At 56.4% G+C, this 17,317-nt stretch carries 15 protein-coding genes; 8 read left to right on the forward strand and 7 right to left on the reverse strand.

Annotation, left to right across the window (positions count from 1 at the left end; genetic code table 11):
* Positions 1–2 precede the first annotated feature (2 nt).
* Positions 3–1,400, reverse strand: a complete 1,398-nt coding sequence (locus tag FOC35_RS21820; RefSeq protein WP_172570199.1) for an MFS transporter — start codon at positions 1,398–1,400, stop codon at positions 3–5.
* Between the two features lie 308 nt (positions 1,401–1,708).
* A complete protein-coding gene (ppsA, locus tag FOC35_RS21825; protein WP_172570200.1) occupies positions 1,709–4,087 on the reverse strand; it encodes a phosphoenolpyruvate synthase in 2,379 nt (792 codons plus the stop codon).
* Positions 4,088–4,415: 328 nt separating this feature from the next.
* Between ppsA and FOC35_RS21830 the strand changes: the two genes are divergently transcribed.
* From FOC35_RS21830 to FOC35_RS21865, 8 genes are all read left to right on the forward strand, one after another.
* On the forward strand, positions 4,416–5,249 hold the full coding sequence (locus FOC35_RS21830) for a pyruvate, water dikinase regulatory protein (RefSeq protein WP_016536054.1): 834 nt from the start codon (positions 4,416–4,418) through the stop codon (positions 5,247–5,249).
* 169 nt (positions 5,250–5,418) lie between these two features.
* Positions 5,419–6,465 carry a 3-deoxy-7-phosphoheptulonate synthase AroH gene (gene aroH / locus FOC35_RS21835; protein ID WP_172570201.1) on the forward strand — a complete coding sequence of 349 codons (1,047 nt, stop codon included), beginning with the start codon at positions 5,419–5,421 and terminating at the stop codon, positions 6,463–6,465.
* A gap of 189 nt (positions 6,466–6,654) precedes the next feature.
* Positions 6,655–6,819: a hemin uptake protein HemP gene (hemP, locus tag FOC35_RS21840; RefSeq protein WP_016536052.1), complete on the forward strand. Its 165-nt coding sequence runs from the start codon at positions 6,655–6,657 to the stop codon at positions 6,817–6,819.
* 103 nt (positions 6,820–6,922) lie between these two features.
* Positions 6,923–8,899, forward strand: coding sequence for a TonB-dependent hemoglobin/transferrin/lactoferrin family receptor (locus FOC35_RS21845; protein ID WP_039898125.1), 1,977 nt, complete (start codon positions 6,923–6,925; stop codon positions 8,897–8,899).
* Positions 8,900–8,910: 11 nt separating this feature from the next.
* On the forward strand, positions 8,911–9,942 hold the full coding sequence (locus tag FOC35_RS21850) for a hemin-degrading factor (RefSeq protein WP_039898123.1): 1,032 nt from the start codon (positions 8,911–8,913) through the stop codon (positions 9,940–9,942).
* Positions 9,939–10,754, forward strand: a complete 816-nt coding sequence (locus FOC35_RS21855) for a hemin ABC transporter substrate-binding protein (RefSeq protein WP_172570202.1) — start codon at positions 9,939–9,941, stop codon at positions 10,752–10,754. The genes FOC35_RS21850 and FOC35_RS21855 overlap by 4 nt, the downstream gene beginning before the upstream one ends.
* 35 nt (positions 10,755–10,789) lie before the next feature.
* A complete protein-coding gene (locus FOC35_RS21860; RefSeq protein WP_016536048.1) occupies positions 10,790–11,746 on the forward strand; it encodes an iron ABC transporter permease in 957 nt (318 codons plus the stop codon).
* Positions 11,746–12,525 (forward strand): heme ABC transporter ATP-binding protein, encoded by a 780-nt coding sequence (locus FOC35_RS21865; protein ID WP_016536047.1) that lies wholly within the window; start codon positions 11,746–11,748, stop codon positions 12,523–12,525. The genes FOC35_RS21860 and FOC35_RS21865 overlap by 1 nt, the downstream gene beginning before the upstream one ends.
* 1 nt (position 12,526) lies before the next feature.
* On the opposite strand, the gene selO is transcribed toward FOC35_RS21865, so the two are convergent.
* From selO to btuD, 5 genes are all read right to left on the reverse strand, one after another.
* Positions 12,527–13,972 carry a protein adenylyltransferase SelO gene (gene selO, locus FOC35_RS21870; protein ID WP_172570203.1) on the reverse strand — a complete coding sequence of 482 codons (1,446 nt, stop codon included), beginning with the start codon at positions 13,970–13,972 and terminating at the stop codon, positions 12,527–12,529.
* Positions 13,973–14,036: 64 nt separating this feature from the next.
* Complete coding sequence (locus FOC35_RS21875) at positions 14,037–14,768, reverse strand: EAL domain-containing protein (RefSeq protein WP_172570204.1); 732 nt, start codon at positions 14,766–14,768, stop codon at positions 14,037–14,039.
* Positions 14,769–14,935: 167 nt separating this feature from the next.
* Positions 14,936–15,910 (reverse strand): LacI family DNA-binding transcriptional regulator, encoded by a 975-nt coding sequence (locus tag FOC35_RS21880; protein WP_172570205.1) that lies wholly within the window; start codon positions 15,908–15,910, stop codon positions 14,936–14,938.
* Positions 15,911–16,034: 124 nt separating this feature from the next.
* Complete coding sequence (locus tag FOC35_RS21885) at positions 16,035–16,496, reverse strand: C40 family peptidase (RefSeq protein WP_172570206.1); 462 nt, start codon at positions 16,494–16,496, stop codon at positions 16,035–16,037.
* Positions 16,497–16,573: 77 nt separating this feature from the next.
* Complete coding sequence (gene btuD / locus FOC35_RS21890) at positions 16,574–17,311, reverse strand: vitamin B12 ABC transporter ATP-binding protein BtuD (RefSeq protein ID WP_371810772.1); 738 nt, start codon at positions 17,309–17,311, stop codon at positions 16,574–16,576.
* Between the last annotated feature and the right edge of the window lie 6 nt (positions 17,312–17,317).

Raw genomic sequence — 17,317 nt, forward strand, 5'->3', positions numbered from 1 at the left:
GGTTACTCCTGGATAGCTGAATGAAAGGTTGGCTGCTGTGCCTGCCCCGCGCCGTTGGCTCGCTTTTGTGCCAGCTCGCGGGCGATAGTATCTGCCGTGCGGCTGTTCAGTTTGTAAATCGCCAGCAGCGCGACCATCGCAATAAAGAGTCCGGCAGGGATAAAGGTAAACAGCAAGTTGATAGTGGTGAGCACGCCTGACGCCTGCTGCGCCTGATTCGGCACATAATCCACCATGCCCAACACCCAGCCCACCACCGCACCGCCGAGAGCGAGACCAAACTTGATGGCAAACAGCGCGGTCGAAAAGACCAGTCCGTCCATCCGTCGCCCGCTGCGATGCTCCTCGTAGTCGACAACGTCCGAGAACATGGTCCACTGAAGCGGCGTGGTCAAATTTTGAATAAAACTAAAAACGATATTGAGGCCAAAAATAAGCCACACGTTTTCGGCAGGAATAAAGAAAATCAGCACACAAAAAATAATAAAGGTCACCATCGTCCACTGGTAAGCCCGCACCCGGTCAAATTTCCCCAGCAATTTTGCGGATAAAAGCGCACCGCTCAGCGCGGCAATCATCCCGCCGACAATAAAGGTAAAGACCATTTCCGGGCGCAGTAAAACATATTTCACGTAATACATTGTCGCCGAGCCACGCGTGACTACCGCCGTCAGCAGCAAAATATTAAACAGAAAGACAATTCTCCACTGGCCGTTAGCCGCAAGAAGTTTCAGGTCGCCAACCAGCGAGCCAGAGGTTTCATTGCGTGGCGTGAACCGTTCGCGGGTAAAAAAGAAACAGCAGAAAAAAAGAATAATCCCCAGCAGGCCCATCAGGCTCATGGCATAAAAATAGCCCTGCTTGTCGTCGCCCTTGCCAAGGCTCGCCACCAGCGGCAGGGCAATCACCGTCACAATCAGCCCGCCGACAAACGACAGGCCAAAGCGCCAGGACTGAAGGGAATGGCGCTCATGCGGGTCCATAGTTAAGGCTCCGGGCATAGCGCAGTAAGGCACATTAATCGCGGAATAGATAAAGCTGAGCAGCGCGTAGGTCAGGCACGCATAGGCTATTTTTGCCGTCTCGCCCACGTCCGGCACGTAGAAGGTTATAATGCAGCTGACGCCGAACGGAATAGCAAACCACAGCAGCCAGGGGCGAAAACGGCCGTGGCGGGTTTGCGTTCTGTCTACCAGCGCGCCAATACAGGGGTCAACAAAAGCATCAATAACCCGCACCAGCAGGAACATGGTGCCCATAATAGCCGCCGGTAGGCCAAACACATCCGTGTAAAAATAAGCAAGAAATAGCGTAGCCGTTTGCCACACCAGGGCGCTTGCCATATCGCCAAGGCCATAGCCAATTTTATCTTTCGTAGAGAGTACGGAGGATATTGTCATTATTATCTGCCTTATCAGGTTAAAAAGCATTTTCAACCCGTGGTGCAATATTCAATGCCGGTATTGCACGACGCACCCTGAGTATTAAAAAGTCGGCAGACAGCGACAATTGTAGAATTAAACTGTGGGTTTATGATTTTTTGTTTTTTTGCCGGAATGTGATCGCCAACATGAATGAAAACTGATTTTTTATGGCGCGTGGGGAATTTACACCCTCTGTTCCGGGTTGATTATTAACGATGCGAAGGATTTTATTTCAGGAGGGATAATTCCCCTCTCTTTTTTCAAAGAGAGGGGAAGATTAAGTCTTACTTGTTTAGTTCGGCGAGGCTCAGCCAGGTCTGCACCACGGTGTCCGGGTTCAGGGACAGACTATCAATCCCCTCTTCCATCAGCCACGCGGCGAAGTCCTCATGGTCGGAAGGCCCCTGCCCGCAAATCCCGACGTATTTACCCTGCTTCTTCGCCGCTTTGATAGCCATCGACAGCAGCGCTTTCACCGCGTCGTTGCGCTCATCAAAGAGTTCGGAAACCACGCCGGAATCACGGTCCAGCCCCAGCGTCAGCTGAGTCATGTCGTTCGAGCCGATAGAGAAGCCGTCAAAGTATTGCAGGAACTCCTCGGCCAGCAGGGCGTTGGACGGGATCTCGCACATCATGATGATTTTCAGTCCGTTTTCGCCACGCTTCAGGCCCTGCCGCTCCAGCTCCTCAACCACCGCTTTTGCCTGCGCTACGGTACGCACGAACGGCACCATCACTTCAACGTTGGTCAGACCCATTTCGTTGCGCACGCGCTTCATGGCCGCACATTCCAGAGCGAAGCAGTCACGGAAGCTGTCTGCCACATAGCGGCCCGCCCCGCGGAAGCCCAGCATCGGGTTCTCTTCTTCAGGCTCATAGCGCTCGCCGCCCACCAGGTTGGCGTATTCGTTCGACTTAAAGTCAGACAAACGAACGATAACGCGCTTCGGCCAGAAGGCCGCCCCCAGGGTTGCGATCCCTTCGGTCAGACGGCCCACGTAGAATTCGATCGGATCGTCGTAGCCTTTCATCATCGAGCGGATTTCAGCCTGCAAAGCCGGTTCCTGCTGGTCAAACTCCAGCAGCGCACGCGGATGCACGCCGATCATGCGGTTGATGATAAATTCCAGACGCGCCAGGCCAACGCCTTCGTTCGGCAGGCAGGCAAAATCGAAAGCGCGGTCCGGGTTGCCGACGTTCATCATTATCTTCAGCGGCAGATCGGGCATCGCGTCAACGGTAGAGCTTTTTACGGTGAAGTCGAGGATCTCGGCGTACACATAGCCGGTATCGCCTTCCGCGCAGGAGACGGTCACGTTCTGGCCCTCGCTCATGCGCTCGGTCGCATCACCACAGCCCACAACCGCAGGAATACCCAGCTCGCGCGCAATGATGGCCGCGTGACAGGTACGCCCACCGCGGTTGGTCACAATCGCCGCCGCCTTCTTCATGATAGGTTCCCAGTCCGGGTCGGTCATATCGGTGACCAGTACATCGCCCGGCTGAATGCGGTTCATTTCGCTGATATCGTGAATCACTTTTACCGGCCCGGCGCCAATGCGGTGGCCGATAGCGCGCCCTTCGGCCACGATTTGGCCCTGGGCGTGCAGCTGGTAGCGCTCCATCACCTGGCCCTGAGATCGAACGGTTTCCGGGCGAGCCTGAACGATAAACAGCTTGCCGGTATGCCCGTCTTTAGCCCACTCGATATCCATCGGGCGGCCGTAGTGTTTTTCAATCTGCACCGCCTGCTTCGCCAGCTCCTGGATTTCATCCGGGGTGATGCAGAAGCGGTCGCGGTCGGCTTCCGGCACGTCTTCGATGCGCACCTGCTTACCGTGCTCCTGGGTTGGAGCGTAGACCATACGGATTTTTTTCGACCCCATCGTGCGGCGCACGATAGCCGGTTTGCCCGCTTCGAGCGTCGGCTTGTGGACGTAAAATTCATCCGGGTTGACGGCGCCCTGCACCACCATTTCACCCAGGCCCCACGCGGCGGTGATAAACACAACCTGGTCAAAACCGGATTCGGTGTCGATGGAGAACAACACGCCGGAGGAAGCTAAGTCTGAACGAACCATACGCTGCACGCCCGCAGACAGCGCCACGCCGCGATGGTCGTAGCCCTGGTGCACGCGGTAAGAAATAGCGCGGTCGTTAAACAGCGAGGCGAAAACGTGTTTCACCGCCACCAGCACGGCGTCAAAGCCCTGCACGTTAAGGAAAGTTTCTTGTTGCCCGGCAAACGAGGCGTCCGGCATGTCTTCGGCGGTAGCGGAGGAGCGTACCGCGAAAGAGGCTTCGGCATCGTCTGAAGAGAGAGTTTGATAGGCTTCGCGGATTGCGTTTTCCAGTTCAGGCTGGAATGGCGTATCGATAATCCACTGGCGAATCTGCGCCCCGGCTTTTGCCAGCGCGGTGACATCATCAATATCGGTCTTATCCAGCAGCTCATAAATGCGCTGGTTCACGCCGCTCTGGTCGAGAAACAGGTTAAACGCCTCGGCGGTAGTGGCAAAACCATTCGGGACGGAGACACCCATACCCGAAAGATTGGTAATCATTTCACCCAGGGAGGCATTTTTGCCCCCGACCCTGTCTACATCGTTCATGCCGAGTTGGTTATACCAAAGAACCAGCGGTGACGAGCCATTATTGGACATCGAAACAATCCTTTTTTAAATGAATGGGTACAAGAAACACCAGACTTCGTATTTAGCTTTGCATATTCTGAGGGTGGAATGAAACCGGTGAATCGTTCAAGCAAAATAAAATATGAGATTTTCGGATAGATCCGCTCACTTCATAAACCGTTGATTATCATATAGTCCACACTATACAAATGGTTATAGTATTGTATTGATTATATTTGCGATGGTTTATTAAATTTAAAAACGCTATTTCACTTTTAAAATTAAGATTAGCGCTACTCGGAATACCTTGTTTTACTTTATGCTTTAGAAAAATGGCATCCAGGGTTCAGGAATAAAAATGGATAACTTAGTCGATCGTCACGTATTTTGTATTTCCGACGGCACCGCTATTACTGCCGAAGTGCTTGGCCATGCGGTGATGTCACAATTCCCGGTATCTATCAACAGTATTACGTTGCCGTTTGTGGAAAACGAAAGCCGGGCCAGGGCGGTTAAAGAGCAAATTGACGCGATTTATCAGCAGACCGGCGTGCGCCCGCTGGTGTTTTATTCCATCGTGCTGCCCGCAATCCGCGACATCATTGTGCAGAGCGAAGGCTTTTGTCAGGACATCGTGCAGACGCTGGTCGCCCCGCTGCAGCAGGAGCTAAAACTCGACCCTACACCCGTTGCCCACCGCACCCACGGCCTTAACCCCGGCAACCTGACAAAGTATGATGCTCGTATCGCCGCTATTGACTACACGCTGGCGCACGATGACGGCATTTCAATGCGTAATCTTGACCAGGCTCAGGTGATTTTACTGGGTGTTTCTCGCTGTGGAAAAACGCCGACCAGCCTCTATCTGGCGATGCAATTTGGCATTCGCGCCGCCAACTACCCGTTTATCGCCGATGATATGGATAATATTCAGCTCCCGGCGGTACTCAAACCGCTTCAGCATAAGCTGTTCGGCCTGACGATTAACCCCGAGCGGCTGGCGGCTATCCGTGAAGAGCGCCGGGAAAACAGCCGCTATGCCTCCCTGCGTCAGTGCCGCCTTGAAGTGGCCGAGGTCGAAGCGCTGTTTCGTAAAAACCAGATTCGCTACCTCAACAGCACCAATTATTCAGTCGAAGAAATGGCGACCAAGATCCTCGACATTATGGGACTGAATCGCCGCATGTACTAAGAAACTAGTACAAAAGATTTTCCCTGTATGTTAGGGTGTACAGACTGCGTTGGGGTAATCCATCCATCAGAGCGGCCCGGGAGTTGAAATCGGTCAGCTTTGGTTTATTGTGATCCCCATCACTTCCCGGTAAATCGCCGCAGAGAAGACAAAATTTCTGAGACACCCAATGAATAAAACAGATGAATTGCGGACCGCGCGCATCGACAGCCTGGTCACCCCGGCCGAGCTGACCGAACGCTTCCCGGTTTCCGCTGAGGTGGCACAGCACGTCACCGCGGCCCGCCGCCGCATTGAAAAGATCCTCACCGGCGAAGATAAACGCCTGCTGGTTATCGTCGGCCCCTGCTCGATTCACGATCTCGATGCCGCGATGGATTACGCCCGGCAGCTCAAGACCCTGCGCGACAAATATCAGGGCAGCCTTGAGATTGTCATGCGTACTTATTTTGAAAAACCGCGCACCGTGGTGGGCTGGAAAGGGCTTATCTCCGATCCTGATTTGAACGGCAGCTACCGCATTAATTACGGCCTCGAGCAGGCCCGACGCCTGCTGTTACAGGTTAATGAGCTGGGCGTGCCGACCGCCACGGAGTTCCTCGATATGGTGACCGGGCAGTATATCGCCGACCTGATTAGCTGGGGCGCAATTGGCGCACGCACCACCGAGAGCCAAATCCACCGCGAAATGGCGTCTGCGCTCTCCTGCCCTGTGGGCTTCAAAAACGGCACCGACGGCAATACCCGCATCGCGGTTGACGCTATCCGCGCCGCGCGTGCCAGCCATATGTTCCTCTCCCCGGATAAAGAAGGGCAGATGACCATCTACCAGACCAGCGGCAACCCTTACGGGCACATCATCATGCGCGGCGGCAAGCAGCCGAATTACCATGCGGAAGATATTGCCGCAGCGTGCGATACGCTAAGCGCTTTCGACCTGCCGGAGCACCTGGTTATCGACTTTAGCCACGGCAACTGCCAGAAACAGCATCGCCGCCAGCTGGACGTGTGTGAGGATGTCTGCACCCAGATCCGCAACGGATCCCGCGCTATTTCCGGCATTATGGCTGAGAGCTTCCTGAAGGAAGGCACCCAGCAGATTGTTGCCGGACAGCCGCTGAACTACGGCCAGTCGATTACCGACCCGTGCCTGAACTGGGAAGACACTGAAACCCTGGTCAACATGCTGGCGGAAGCCACCGCCCGACGTTTCTAGCCCATATTTTCCGGCGGGAATTTTAATAACCCGCCGGATTTCATAGCGTTACCCGTAACGACAGCCGTTTTGTCACAAAATTCCGCAATTCACATATTTCTTACAAATAATGCTTGCCGCAGAATCGCCTTTTTCTGATAATGATTCTCATTGTTACACTGATTGTCATTTTTATACAGAGTAAAGCGTATGGAAAAGCCATTCACCCCTGCCAGCCCGCAGACCACAACGGAACCCCGCCGGATTGACAGCAAAGCGCTGCTTGGCGCAGACGGCCGCGTGGTTATCGTCCATGAAGGGCAGCAATACCTGTTACGCCAGACTCAGGCAGGAAAGCTTATCCTGACTAAATAAATTTAAACAAACCGTTCCCCTGACTAAAACGGGGACATTAGCCAGCCACCCAGGTCATCCCCAGGCAGCCAGCGCTTTCGTTATTCCTATGGAGAGTTGCGCTATGCCTTGCACACACACGGCGGGTTTCCGTCTGTCTTTACTCACATTAGCCGTATTCACCGCCCTGCCCGCTTTTGCTAAAGACGAGCAGATGACCGTCGTTGCCACCGGCAACCAGCGCAGCACCTTTGAGGCGCCGATGATGGTTAGCGTCATCGACGGCAGCTCTCCAGAAAGCCAGACGGCAACGTCCGCGGCCGACATGCTGCGTAAAGTTCCGGGGATAACCATCGACGGCTCCGGGCGCACTAACGGCCAGGACATCAATATGCGCGGCTACGATCGCCGCGGCGTTCTGACCCTGGTGGACGGCATTCGCCAGGGCACTGACACCGGGCACCTGAACAGCACCTTCCTCGATCCTGCGCTGATTAAACGTATTGAAGTCGTGCGTGGGCCTGCGGCTCTGCTGTACGGCAGCGGCGCGCTGGGCGGCGTTATCTCCTATGAAACCGCCGACGCGGCTGATTTACTGTTTGAAGGCCAGAACAGCGGTTACCGCGTATTTGGCACCGGCGGCACCGGCGACCACAGCCTCGGTCTGGGCGCCAGCGCATTTGGCCGTACCGATAATCTGGACGGCGTCGTTGCCTGGTCCAGCCGCGACCGCGGCAATCTGCGTCAGAGCGACGGTGAAACCGCGCCGAACGACGAAAACATCGGCAACATGCTGGCCAAAGGCACCTGGTACATCGACTCCGCCCAGTCTCTGGCAGGCTCCCTGCGCTATTACAACAACAGCGCTCGCGAACCGAAGAACCCGCAAACGACGGACGCATCTTCCTCTAACCCGATGACCAACCGCTCTACCATCCAGCGCGACGCCCAGCTGAAATATCACCTTGATCCGCAGGATAACGACTGGCTGAACGCTGATGCGACGGCTTACTGGTCAGAAGCGCGTATCAATGCCGAAACCCCGGGAGCGGGCGGCGAGTTCCGCAAGCAAACCACCAAAGGCGGCAAACTGGAAAACCGCAGCCGTCTGTTTAACGACAGCTTTGCGGCTAACCTACTGACCTACGGCGGCGAATATTATCGCCAGCAGCAGAACCCAGGCGGCCTGACCACCGGTTTCCCACAGGCGAAAATCGACTTCGGCTCCGGCTGGTTGCAGGACGAAATCACCCTGCGTGACCTGCCTGTTTCTATCCTCGCCGGAACCCGCTATGACAACTACAGCGGCAGCAGCCAGGGTTATAAAGACGTAGATGCCGATAAGTGGTCATCTCGCGGCGCCGTGTCCGTTAGCCCGACCGACTGGCTGATGCTGTTTGGCTCTTATGCTCAGGCATTCCGCGCCCCAACTATGGGCGAAATGTATAACGATTCCAAACACTTCACCATCCCTCGCATGGGGACTAACTACTGGGTGCCAAACCCTAACCTGCGCCCGGAAACCAACGAAACTCAGGAATACGGTTTCGGCCTGCGCTTCGACAACCTGGCAATGGCTAACGACGGCCTGGAGTTCAAAGCGAGCTACTTCGATACCAAAGCGAAGGACTATATCTCCACCACGGTCGATATGCGCAAGATGACGACCATGTCCTACAACGTGCCGAAAGCCAAAATCTGGGGCTGGGACGTTAACGCCAAATACACCGCCGACCTGTTCAGCCTGGATACCGCTTATAACCGCACCCGCGGTAAAGACGAAGATACCGGCGAGTACATTTCCAGCCTGAACCCGGACACCGTGACCACCACGCTGGACATTCCTGTGGCACACAGCGGCTTCTCCGTGGGCTGGGTCGGCACCTTCGCCGAGCGTTCTACCCACATCAGCAGCTCTTATGCTCAGCAACCGGGTTACGCGGTCAACGATTTCTATGTCAGCTATACGGGGCAACAGCAGCTGCGCGGTTTAACCACCACGCTGGTGTTTGGTAACGCCTTCGATAAAGAGTACTGGTCACCGCAGGGTATGCCGCAGGATGGCCGTAACGGTAAAATTTTCGTGAGCTATCAATGGTAAAGGAGTTTTTCATGAGTCAGCGTTATGACAGCTGGTTGCAGCTGAAGCAGGAACACCCGAAGAAATACGCCCGGGATATCGCCAAACTGATGCAAATCAGTGAAGCGGAACTGACCCATGCCCGCGTCGGACACGACGCATGGCGCTTAAAAGGTGATGTAAAAGAAGTGTTTGCCGCGCTGGAAGCCGTTGGCGAAACCAAATGCATCTGCCGCAACGAATATGCGGTACACGAGCAGGTGGGCCGCTTTGAGAACCAGCATCTGAACGGCCATGCCGGGCTGGTGCTGAACCCTCGCGCCCTGGACTTGCGCCTGTTCCTGAACCAGTGGGCCAGCATCTTCCACGTCCGCGAAACAACCGCTCGCGGCGAGCGTCAAAGTATTCAGTTCTTCGACCATCAGGGCGATGCGCTGTTGAAGGTGTACACCACCGACAATACCGACTTTGATGCATGGAGCCAGGTGCTGACCCGTTTCATTCACGCGGATAACCCAGCGCTTGAGCTAAAAGCCGTTGAAGAAGCGGTAATGACCCCAACCGTAGAAGCCGACAAGCTCGATAGCGAATGGCGCGCCATGACCGACGTGCATCAGTTCTTTATGCTGCTGAAACGCCACCAGTTGACTCGTCAGCAGGCTTTCCGCCTGGTGAAAGACGATCTGGCCTGCCGCGTGGATAACGAAGCGCTTTCTCATTTGCTGAACCAGGCGAAGAAAGACGGCAACGAGATCATGGTGTTCGTTGGCAACCGCGGCTGCGTGCAGATCTTCACCGGCGAAATTCAGAAAGTCGTGCCGATGGAAAACTGGGTCAATATCTTCAACCCGGAATTCACCCTGCACCTGATGGCCGATACCATCGCCGAGAGCTGGGTAACGCGCAAGCCAACCGCAGACGGCCACGTAACCAGCCTTGAGCTGTTTGCCGCCGACGGTACGCAGATTGCCCAGCTGTACGGCCAGCGCACCGAAGGCCAGCCGGAGCAGGAGCAATGGCGTCTTCAGATTGACGCATTGACCGGCAAAGGGCTGGCAGCATGAAACGCCTGATCCTCACCTTATTCGCCCTGCCGTTAATGGCAGGTGCGGCCGAGCGCGTGGTGACAATCGGTGGCGATGTCACCGAAATCGCCTGGGCTCTGGGTGCGGGTCAGGACGTGGTGGCTCGTGATAGCACGAGCCTTCATCCTGAGGCCGTGAAAAAACTACCGGATGTCGGCTATCTGCGCCAGCTGAGCGCCGAAGGCATCCTCGCTATGCGCCCTACTCTGGTACTTGCCAGCGCTCAGGCCCAGCCTTCGCTGGCGCTTAAGCAGCTTGAGTCCAGCAAGGTAAAGGTCATTACCGTACCGGCGGATAATAATCTCAACGGAATCGATGCCAAAGTGGCCGCCGTTGCCGGTGCGCTGGGGAAAACGGAACAGGGCGACAAGCTGCGTAAACAGCTTAACGACCAGCTGGCCGCTATCCCTGAAAAACCGCTGGGTAAAAAAGTGCTGTTTATTATGAGCCACGGCGGGATGACCGCGATGGCCGCCGGGCAGGAAACCGCGGCAGACGCGGCAATTCATGCTGCCGGGCTAAGTAATGCGATGCAGGGCTTTAAGCGCTACCAGCCGCTCTCTCAGGAAGGCGTAATTGCCAGCCAGCCTGACTTAGTGCTGGTGACAACAGACGGCGTGAAAACCCTCGGCGGGGAAGCTAACGTCTGGGCCTTACCGGGCCTGGCGCAAACCCCTGCGGGCAAGCATAAACAGCTGATGGTAGTTGACGATATGGCGCTGCTCGGCTTCGGGATTGATACCCCGCAGGCTATTCTCGCCCTGCGCCAGAAAGCGGAGCAACTCCCGTGATACGTCGCCCCCTGCCCCATCATGCCCTGTGGTTAATGGGCCTGGTGCTGCTGGCGCTGGCGCTGCTCGCCGCTAATCTCGGCGCGATGCGGCTGTCCGTTGCCGTGCTGTGGCAGGCTCATGATGAAGCGCTGCGCGACATCTGGCTAAACATTCGTCTCCCCCGGGTGCTGCTGGCCGCGCTTATCGGCGGCGCGCTGGCGCTTTCCGGCTGCGTAATGCAGGGGCTGTTTCGTAACCCGCTGGCCGACCCTGGCCTGCTGGGGATCAGCAGCGGAGCCGCGCTGGCGGTCGGACTGTCCGTCGTCCTCCCGCTGGCTCTGCCTGCCGTGCTCGCGTTATATGCTCCAATGCTTGCCGCTTTTGTCGGCAGCCTTGCTGTGACCCTTGCCATCTTCCTGCTTAGTCGTAAAGGCAGCAATAGCCTGTCACGCCTGCTGCTGGTCGGGATTGCTATCAACGCCCTGTGCGGCGCGGCGGTTGGCGTACTGTCGTGGGTAAGCAATGATGCGCAGCTGCGCCAGCTTTCGCTGTGGGGTATGGGCAGTCTCGGCCAGGCGCAGTGGTCAACCTTGCTTGCGACCGCTTCGCTTATTCTGCCCGCCGCCGTCGGTATCTGGCTGCTGGCTAAACGCCTTAACCTGCTCCAGCTGGGTGACGAAGAAGCGCATTACCTGGGCGTTGACGTGAAAACCACCCAGCGCCAGTTGCTGATCCTCAGCGCGCTGCTGGTCGCAGCGGCGGTGGCAATCAGCGGCGTAATCGGTTTTGTCGGCCTTGTGGTCCCTCATCTGGTGCGCATGTGGCTCGGCTCCGACCACCGCTGGCTGGTGCCGGGCTCGGTGCTGGCGGGCGCAATGCTGCTGCTGATTGCCGATACTCTGGCGCGTACCCTGGTCGCACCTGCCGAAATGCCGGTTGGCTTACTCACCAGCCTGATTGGCGGCCCGTGGTTCCTGGCGATGATATTCCGCAACAAGGAGAAAGGCTGATGTCTGCGGTTCTGCAAACGCACCATGTTTCGCTGAAAATGGGTCACCGACTGCTGATTGATGACGTCAACGTCGCCCTTAAACCGGGTGAAGTGGTCGCCCTGATAGGCCCTAACGGCGCGGGTAAGTCCACGCTGCTGCGCCTGCTTACCGGGTTTCAGCTGCCCGACAGCGGGCATGTTGCCCTGGCCGGTGACGATTTGACGCAGTGGTCAAGTGAGGCGCTTTCCCGCAAGCGTGCGGTGATGCGCCAGCAAAGCAGCATGGCTTTTAGCTGGACGGTAGAAGAAGTGATTGCCATGGGTCGAGCGCCCTGGCCGCAGGAATCTACCGGCAAAGTAGTGGCCGAAGTGATGGCGCTTACCGGCTGCGATGATCTGAGCGGAAGAGATTTTTGCCGCTTATCCGGCGGTGAACAGCAGCGGGTGCAGCTTGCCCGCGCGCTGGCTCAGCTGTGGTGCGACGGTCAGCCGCACGGCTGGCTGTTCCTCGACGAACCGACCTCTGCCCTGGACTTATACCACCAGCAGCACGTTTTACGCCTGCTGCGCCGCCTGGCGCAAATGGGTACCCTGTCGGTTTGCGTAGTGCTGCACGACCTGAATCTGGCCGCGCTCTGGGCCGACCGCATCGTGCTGCTGCATAAGGGAAGAATGGTGGCCGACGGTACGCCGGACGAGGTGCTCGATGAGCAAGTTTTACAGCACTGGTATCAGGCCGACCTGCGGGTATTCCGCCACCCGGAACACCCGGTTCCCCAGGTGGGCCTGCGCCAGTAAACTAGCTCGAACAGCTGACTTCCAGCCGTTTTCCCCAGTCAGGCGGACGCCGTGTGATATCGTCCTGGCGGTCGGTAAACGGCTGAAGCAGCGCCTGATGTAGCTTCTCCAGTTCGCCTGTATCCCCCTGCTCCGCAGCGGCAATTGCCCGCTGCGCCAGCCAGTTTCTCAGCACCAGCGCCGGGTTTGTCGCCTGCATTTTCCTCTGGCGCTCCGCGTCGCTTATCTGCTCAGCCTGCAATCTTTCACGATAGCGAGCAAACCAGGCATCAAAACTCGCCCTGTCGATAAACTCGTCCCGCAGCGGTGAAGCCGCGCTCTGCTGCTCCGTCATGCCGAGCAGGCGGAAGGTTCTGGTGTAATCGCTTCCCTCCTTGCTCATCAGAGCAAGCAGCTCGCTAAGGATCTGGTTATCGTTCTGCTGCTCGCTGAACAACCCGAGCTTAGCCCGCATTTGTTTGCCGAAGGCACGCATTATCGCGGGCTGGTAGCCGTCCAGAATGGTATTTAACCTGTCAGCCGGGATAAAGGGCGACAGGGTCTGGGCCAGGCGTTGCAGATTCCAGAGGCCGACCGCAGGCTGATTATCGAAGGCGTAACGCCCCTGGTAGTCAGAGTGATTACAGATGAATTCGGGCTGATAATCGTCAAGGAAACCATACGGGCCGTAGTCCATGGTCAGACCGAGAATCGACATGTTATCGGTGTTCATTACGCCGTGCGCAAAGCCAACGGTTTGCCAGTGCGCAATCAGCGAGGCGGTGCGTTCCACCACATCGCTAAACCACAATTCGTAGCGCTCGTTCAGCCCCAGAAGGTGCGGCCAGTGGTGGAGAATGGCGTAATCGGCAAGTTGCTGAACCTTTTCCGGCTCCCGGCGATAGTAAAAATGTTCGAAATGGCCGAAACGCAGGTGGCTTTCTGACACCCGCAGCAGCATCGCGCCCTGCTCAACCGTTTCACGCTGCACCGGCGTTTCGCTGGTAACAATGGTCAGCGCCCGCGTAGTGGGAATACCCAGCGCATGCATGGCTTCGCTGGCGAGAAACTCGCGAATAGTTGAGCGCAGCACCGCCCGCCCGTCGCCCATTCTCGAGTAAGGGGTAAGCCCTGCACCTTTCAGGTGCCAGTCAACTTTGCGCCCGTCGGCAAGCTGTTGCTCGCCCAGCAGAATGCCTCGCCCGTCCCCCAGTTGCCCTGCCCAGACCCCAAACTGATGGCCGCTGTATACCTGCGCCAGCGGCTGCATACCCGGCAGCAGTGTTTCGCCGCTCCAGATGCCCGCGTGCTGCGCATCAAAAAACGAAGCATCCAGCCCGAGTTCATCGGCCAGAGGCCGGCTGTGATAGAGCAGCCGCGCATTTTTCAGCGGGGTCGGTTTTAATTCGCTGTAGAACCCCGGCAGCTCGTCGTGCCAGCTGTTCAGAAAAGCTAAAGTATTGGTCATGGTTCCTCCGGCCCACAGTGTAGCCCCTGTCATGACTTTTAAACACGGTCAGCCAGCAGGGGCTTTAGTGCATCAGCCCCTCGTGCGGAGGTAAAAGAGAAACTAACTCATTGGGCGGCACCAGCGGCCAGAGCTTGCCCTGCATCGCGGCAAAGCCAAGCCCCTGTACTTTGCGCCGGGCGGCGCTGGTATTGATTCCGTCCACCAGCAGCGATTCACAAAAAGGGGAAATTTGCCCGATGATGGCCAGCATAAACGGCGTAAAACTGCGCCCCGGCAGCTGTTTTTGGATAAAGAAACGATCCATTATCACGCGCCTGAACAGGCCGTCAAAAATAGGTTTTGTGGTGGCATTTCCGGCACCGAAGTCAGCCAGTACCAGTGAAAAATCACCCGCAATTTTCGCCAGCCTTAAATTAGCCGTTCCGCTATTCAGGTCGGGGAAACTTTCGCTCAGGGTTAATTCAATAAACGGCAGCGCTTTTAACCTGAGGAATAAACTCTGGTCATTAATTAGCGCGTCAACAATGATTTCATTAATATGAACCCAGGCAATCAGACGCTGAGAGATAAAGAAACTTTTATGTTCTTCAATAAGCGCTAATTTTTCGCTAAACAGGGAGAGCTGCTGCTGCGGGCTAAGATGGGGAGTAAGAAGCTCAACGGGAATACGCACCGGCGCATCCTCACCGATAAAGTTTGCCACTATTTCCACGCCCATAACGCTATCATCCGGCTTCATTGCCGGGTGAAAGTAGAGGTGAGAACAATAAACAATATCAAGTGAAACAATCATTTGCCAGCCCTGTAGATTTCCGGTTGGACGGCAGAGAGATACAGCGCCACTCCGAGAAAATTCGGATAGCCGCTATCGCTGTGTATTTCACACTCATCCCTGAAACGTTTAAGCTTTATCTTTTAATTAGTTGCAGCTTATCCTGGATATCCGTACATAGCCAGTTTTTAACGCAAATCACGCACCGAGTCGCGGGCTACGATCGAAGGTAAAAAAGATTCATTCTCACATTGTTCATTTAATAATTTACGCGTTGCGTAACGCGCCATATCCCCGATGGGGAAATAGACGCTGGTTAACGCCGGGCGAACAAATGCCGCTCGGTCTCCACTGTCATAACATATAAGGGATATATCCAGCGGGATGCGTAAACCGCGTTCGGTAATGGCTAACATAGCGCCGACGGCCATCTCTTCATTGCAGCAGTAAAGGGCGCTAATTTTATACTTATCCAGCAGCGCCGCCGTCTGCTTGTAGCCGCTGGGCATGTCGTACTCGCCCTCCACCACCGCGACCGGCTTAATGCCGTCGCGTTCCATCACGTCCAGAAATCCCTGGCGACGCAGCAGGCTTGAGGCTCGCTGAGTTGGGCCGTGAAGACAGGCGATAGCCCGGTGGCCGGCATCCAGCAGATATTGGGTCGCCATCTGGCTGGCAAGGCGATGATCGAAGACCACGCAGCGCTCGCGAAGCGCCGGAACCTCTCTGTCGAGCACGATAAATTTATTACCGCGCTCGGCCAGTTGCACAAGGGTTTCGTCAGATATCGCACGAACGTGAATAACCAGCCCGTCGCAGCGCAGATTGTAGAGCCGCTGGATGGCATTGCGTTCGTTCTCTTCCACGCCGCGCCCCTGGGTTACCAGCAGCTGTTTACCGTTTGATTCGGCTTCGCTTTGCACCGTGTCCATCAGCGAGCCAAAGAAGCCGCCGGTGTAAGACGTAGTCACCAGCCCGATGGTGTGGCTCTGGCTGGAGGCCAGCGCCCTCGCGGCAGGATTGGGGGAATAACCCAGCTCGGCAATCGCGGCTTCGACTTTAGTCCGGGTATGCGATTTAACCTTAGTATCGCCGTTCACCACGCGAGAGACGGTGGCGCGAGAGACACCGGCGTGGGCGGCAACATCTTCGAGGGTAACCATTGAACAATCCTTAGCGGGAAAAACAGAGTGCTTGCCGATATTACCTGATATTAAAAAGCGCGTTGACACCGCCCGCAGATTTGCGGGAACGGTCACGATTTTCAGCCAGATTTAACGGAAGAAGCTAGATACGGCGCGCCTGCCAGAACTTTTTACGCCAGTAGACGTTATCCAGCGAGGAGCGCATTACGCCGCGGCTGGTAGAGGCGTGGATAAAGGTATTGTCGGTATCATAGATCCCAACGTGGAGGCCGCTTTCTCCCGAGCCGGTTTTGAAGAAAACCAGATCACCCGGCAACAGATCGTCTTTATCGATTCGGGTGCCGATTTCCGCCTGCTGGCTGGTCATACGCGGCAGCATCAGTTCAAACCTGTCACGGAAGGTCATCAACACGAAGCCCGAGCAGTCAACGCCGCGGCGGCTCATGCCGCCATAGCTGTACGGCGTGCCGTGCCAGCTACGCAACTGATCGTTTAATTGAGCAATAACGGTGATGGAGTCCGAAAGCCGGGCGTTTGGATGAGGAGCATTATGGCTACACCCCACCAAAACTATGCATGCCACTGCAATAAGCCACAAACGCATTTTTCAGACATCTCCTGGCGTTATAATTTCCGATAATTTAGCCTGCCATGCGAAATTATTGCAAGCTTTCCGCGATGTTATAGCGGACTTATCAGCATACTGTGCCCTTCAATGCGCAATAAGCGAAACGGCATCTGGTAAGCGGCGGCTAAATTTTGCGGCGTCAGCACCAAATCGCGGCAACCCTGAGCCACCATTTTACCCTCGCGCAGCAGCCACACTTTATGGGCGTGGCGCAGGCTGTGGTTCAGGTCATGGCCGCTCATCACAACCGCAATACCGGCTTCGCAAAACGCCAGCAGCACGCGGTCAAGCGCCGCCTGCTGGGCAACGTCAAGGCTGTTCATCGGCTCGTCCAGCAGCAGAAGCTGCCCGAGAGGATTGGCCTCCGGGTCAATTTGCAGCAGCACCGCTGCAAGCCGCACCCGCTGCCACTCGCCGCCCGAAAGCTGGTTAACCGGCCGCGTTAACTTATCCGTCAACCACAAAGCCTCCGCCAGGCGCATCATCGCCGGTTCCGCATCCGGCGAAGGCTGATGCAGTTGCAGATAATGCCAGACCGGCATAGCAAAAGGAGGAAGTTGCTGCTGGCTAAGCCAGGCGCGGCGACGTGAAAGCGCGGCGGGGAGCCAGGCCTCAAGCGGCTGCTCGTTGAGCTGAATACTGCCCTGCCCCTCGCTTAGCCCGGCCATGCGCGCCAGCAAGGTGCTCTTACCCGCCCCGTTAGGCCCCACGAGGTGGATTAGCTCGCCCGGCTCCACCGTCGCGGTAATCGGCCCAAGCCGGTCTGCGACGGTGACCCCGTTTAATTGCAGGAGTGG

This window comes from Cedecea sp. FDAARGOS_727, assembly GCF_012273235.1.
In the GTDB taxonomy this organism is placed as follows: Bacteria; Pseudomonadota; Gammaproteobacteria; order Enterobacterales; family Enterobacteriaceae; genus Cedecea; species Cedecea davisae.

What these genes read in the sequence shown, in the direction of transcription:
- FOC35_RS21820 (WP_172570199.1), bottom strand. Translation starts at nt 1,400, where the DNA reads ATGACAATATCCTCCGTACTCTCTACGAAAGATAAAATTGGCTATGGC.
- ppsA (WP_172570200.1), bottom strand. Translation starts at nt 4,087, where the DNA reads ATGTCCAATAATGGCTCGTCACCGCTGGTTCTTTGGTATAACCAACTC.
- FOC35_RS21830 (WP_016536054.1), top strand. Translation starts at nt 4,416, where the DNA reads ATGGATAACTTAGTCGATCGTCACGTATTTTGTATTTCCGACGGCACC.
- aroH (WP_172570201.1), top strand. Translation starts at nt 5,419, where the DNA reads ATGAATAAAACAGATGAATTGCGGACCGCGCGCATCGACAGCCTGGTC.
- hemP (WP_016536052.1), top strand. Translation starts at nt 6,655, where the DNA reads ATGGAAAAGCCATTCACCCCTGCCAGCCCGCAGACCACAACGGAACCC.
- FOC35_RS21845 (WP_039898125.1), top strand. Translation starts at nt 6,923, where the DNA reads ATGCCTTGCACACACACGGCGGGTTTCCGTCTGTCTTTACTCACATTA.
- FOC35_RS21850 (WP_039898123.1), top strand. Translation starts at nt 8,911, where the DNA reads ATGAGTCAGCGTTATGACAGCTGGTTGCAGCTGAAGCAGGAACACCCG.
- FOC35_RS21855 (WP_172570202.1), top strand. Translation starts at nt 9,939, where the DNA reads ATGAAACGCCTGATCCTCACCTTATTCGCCCTGCCGTTAATGGCAGGT.
- FOC35_RS21860 (WP_016536048.1), top strand. Translation starts at nt 10,790, where the DNA reads ATGGGCCTGGTGCTGCTGGCGCTGGCGCTGCTCGCCGCTAATCTCGGC.
- FOC35_RS21865 (WP_016536047.1), top strand. Translation starts at nt 11,746, where the DNA reads ATGTCTGCGGTTCTGCAAACGCACCATGTTTCGCTGAAAATGGGTCAC.
- selO (WP_172570203.1), bottom strand. Translation starts at nt 13,972, where the DNA reads ATGACCAATACTTTAGCTTTTCTGAACAGCTGGCACGACGAGCTGCCG.
- FOC35_RS21875 (WP_172570204.1), bottom strand. Translation starts at nt 14,768, where the DNA reads ATGATTGTTTCACTTGATATTGTTTATTGTTCTCACCTCTACTTTCAC.
- FOC35_RS21880 (WP_172570205.1), bottom strand. Translation starts at nt 15,910, where the DNA reads ATGGTTACCCTCGAAGATGTTGCCGCCCACGCCGGTGTCTCTCGCGCC.
- FOC35_RS21885 (WP_172570206.1), bottom strand. Translation starts at nt 16,496, where the DNA reads ATGCGTTTGTGGCTTATTGCAGTGGCATGCATAGTTTTGGTGGGGTGT.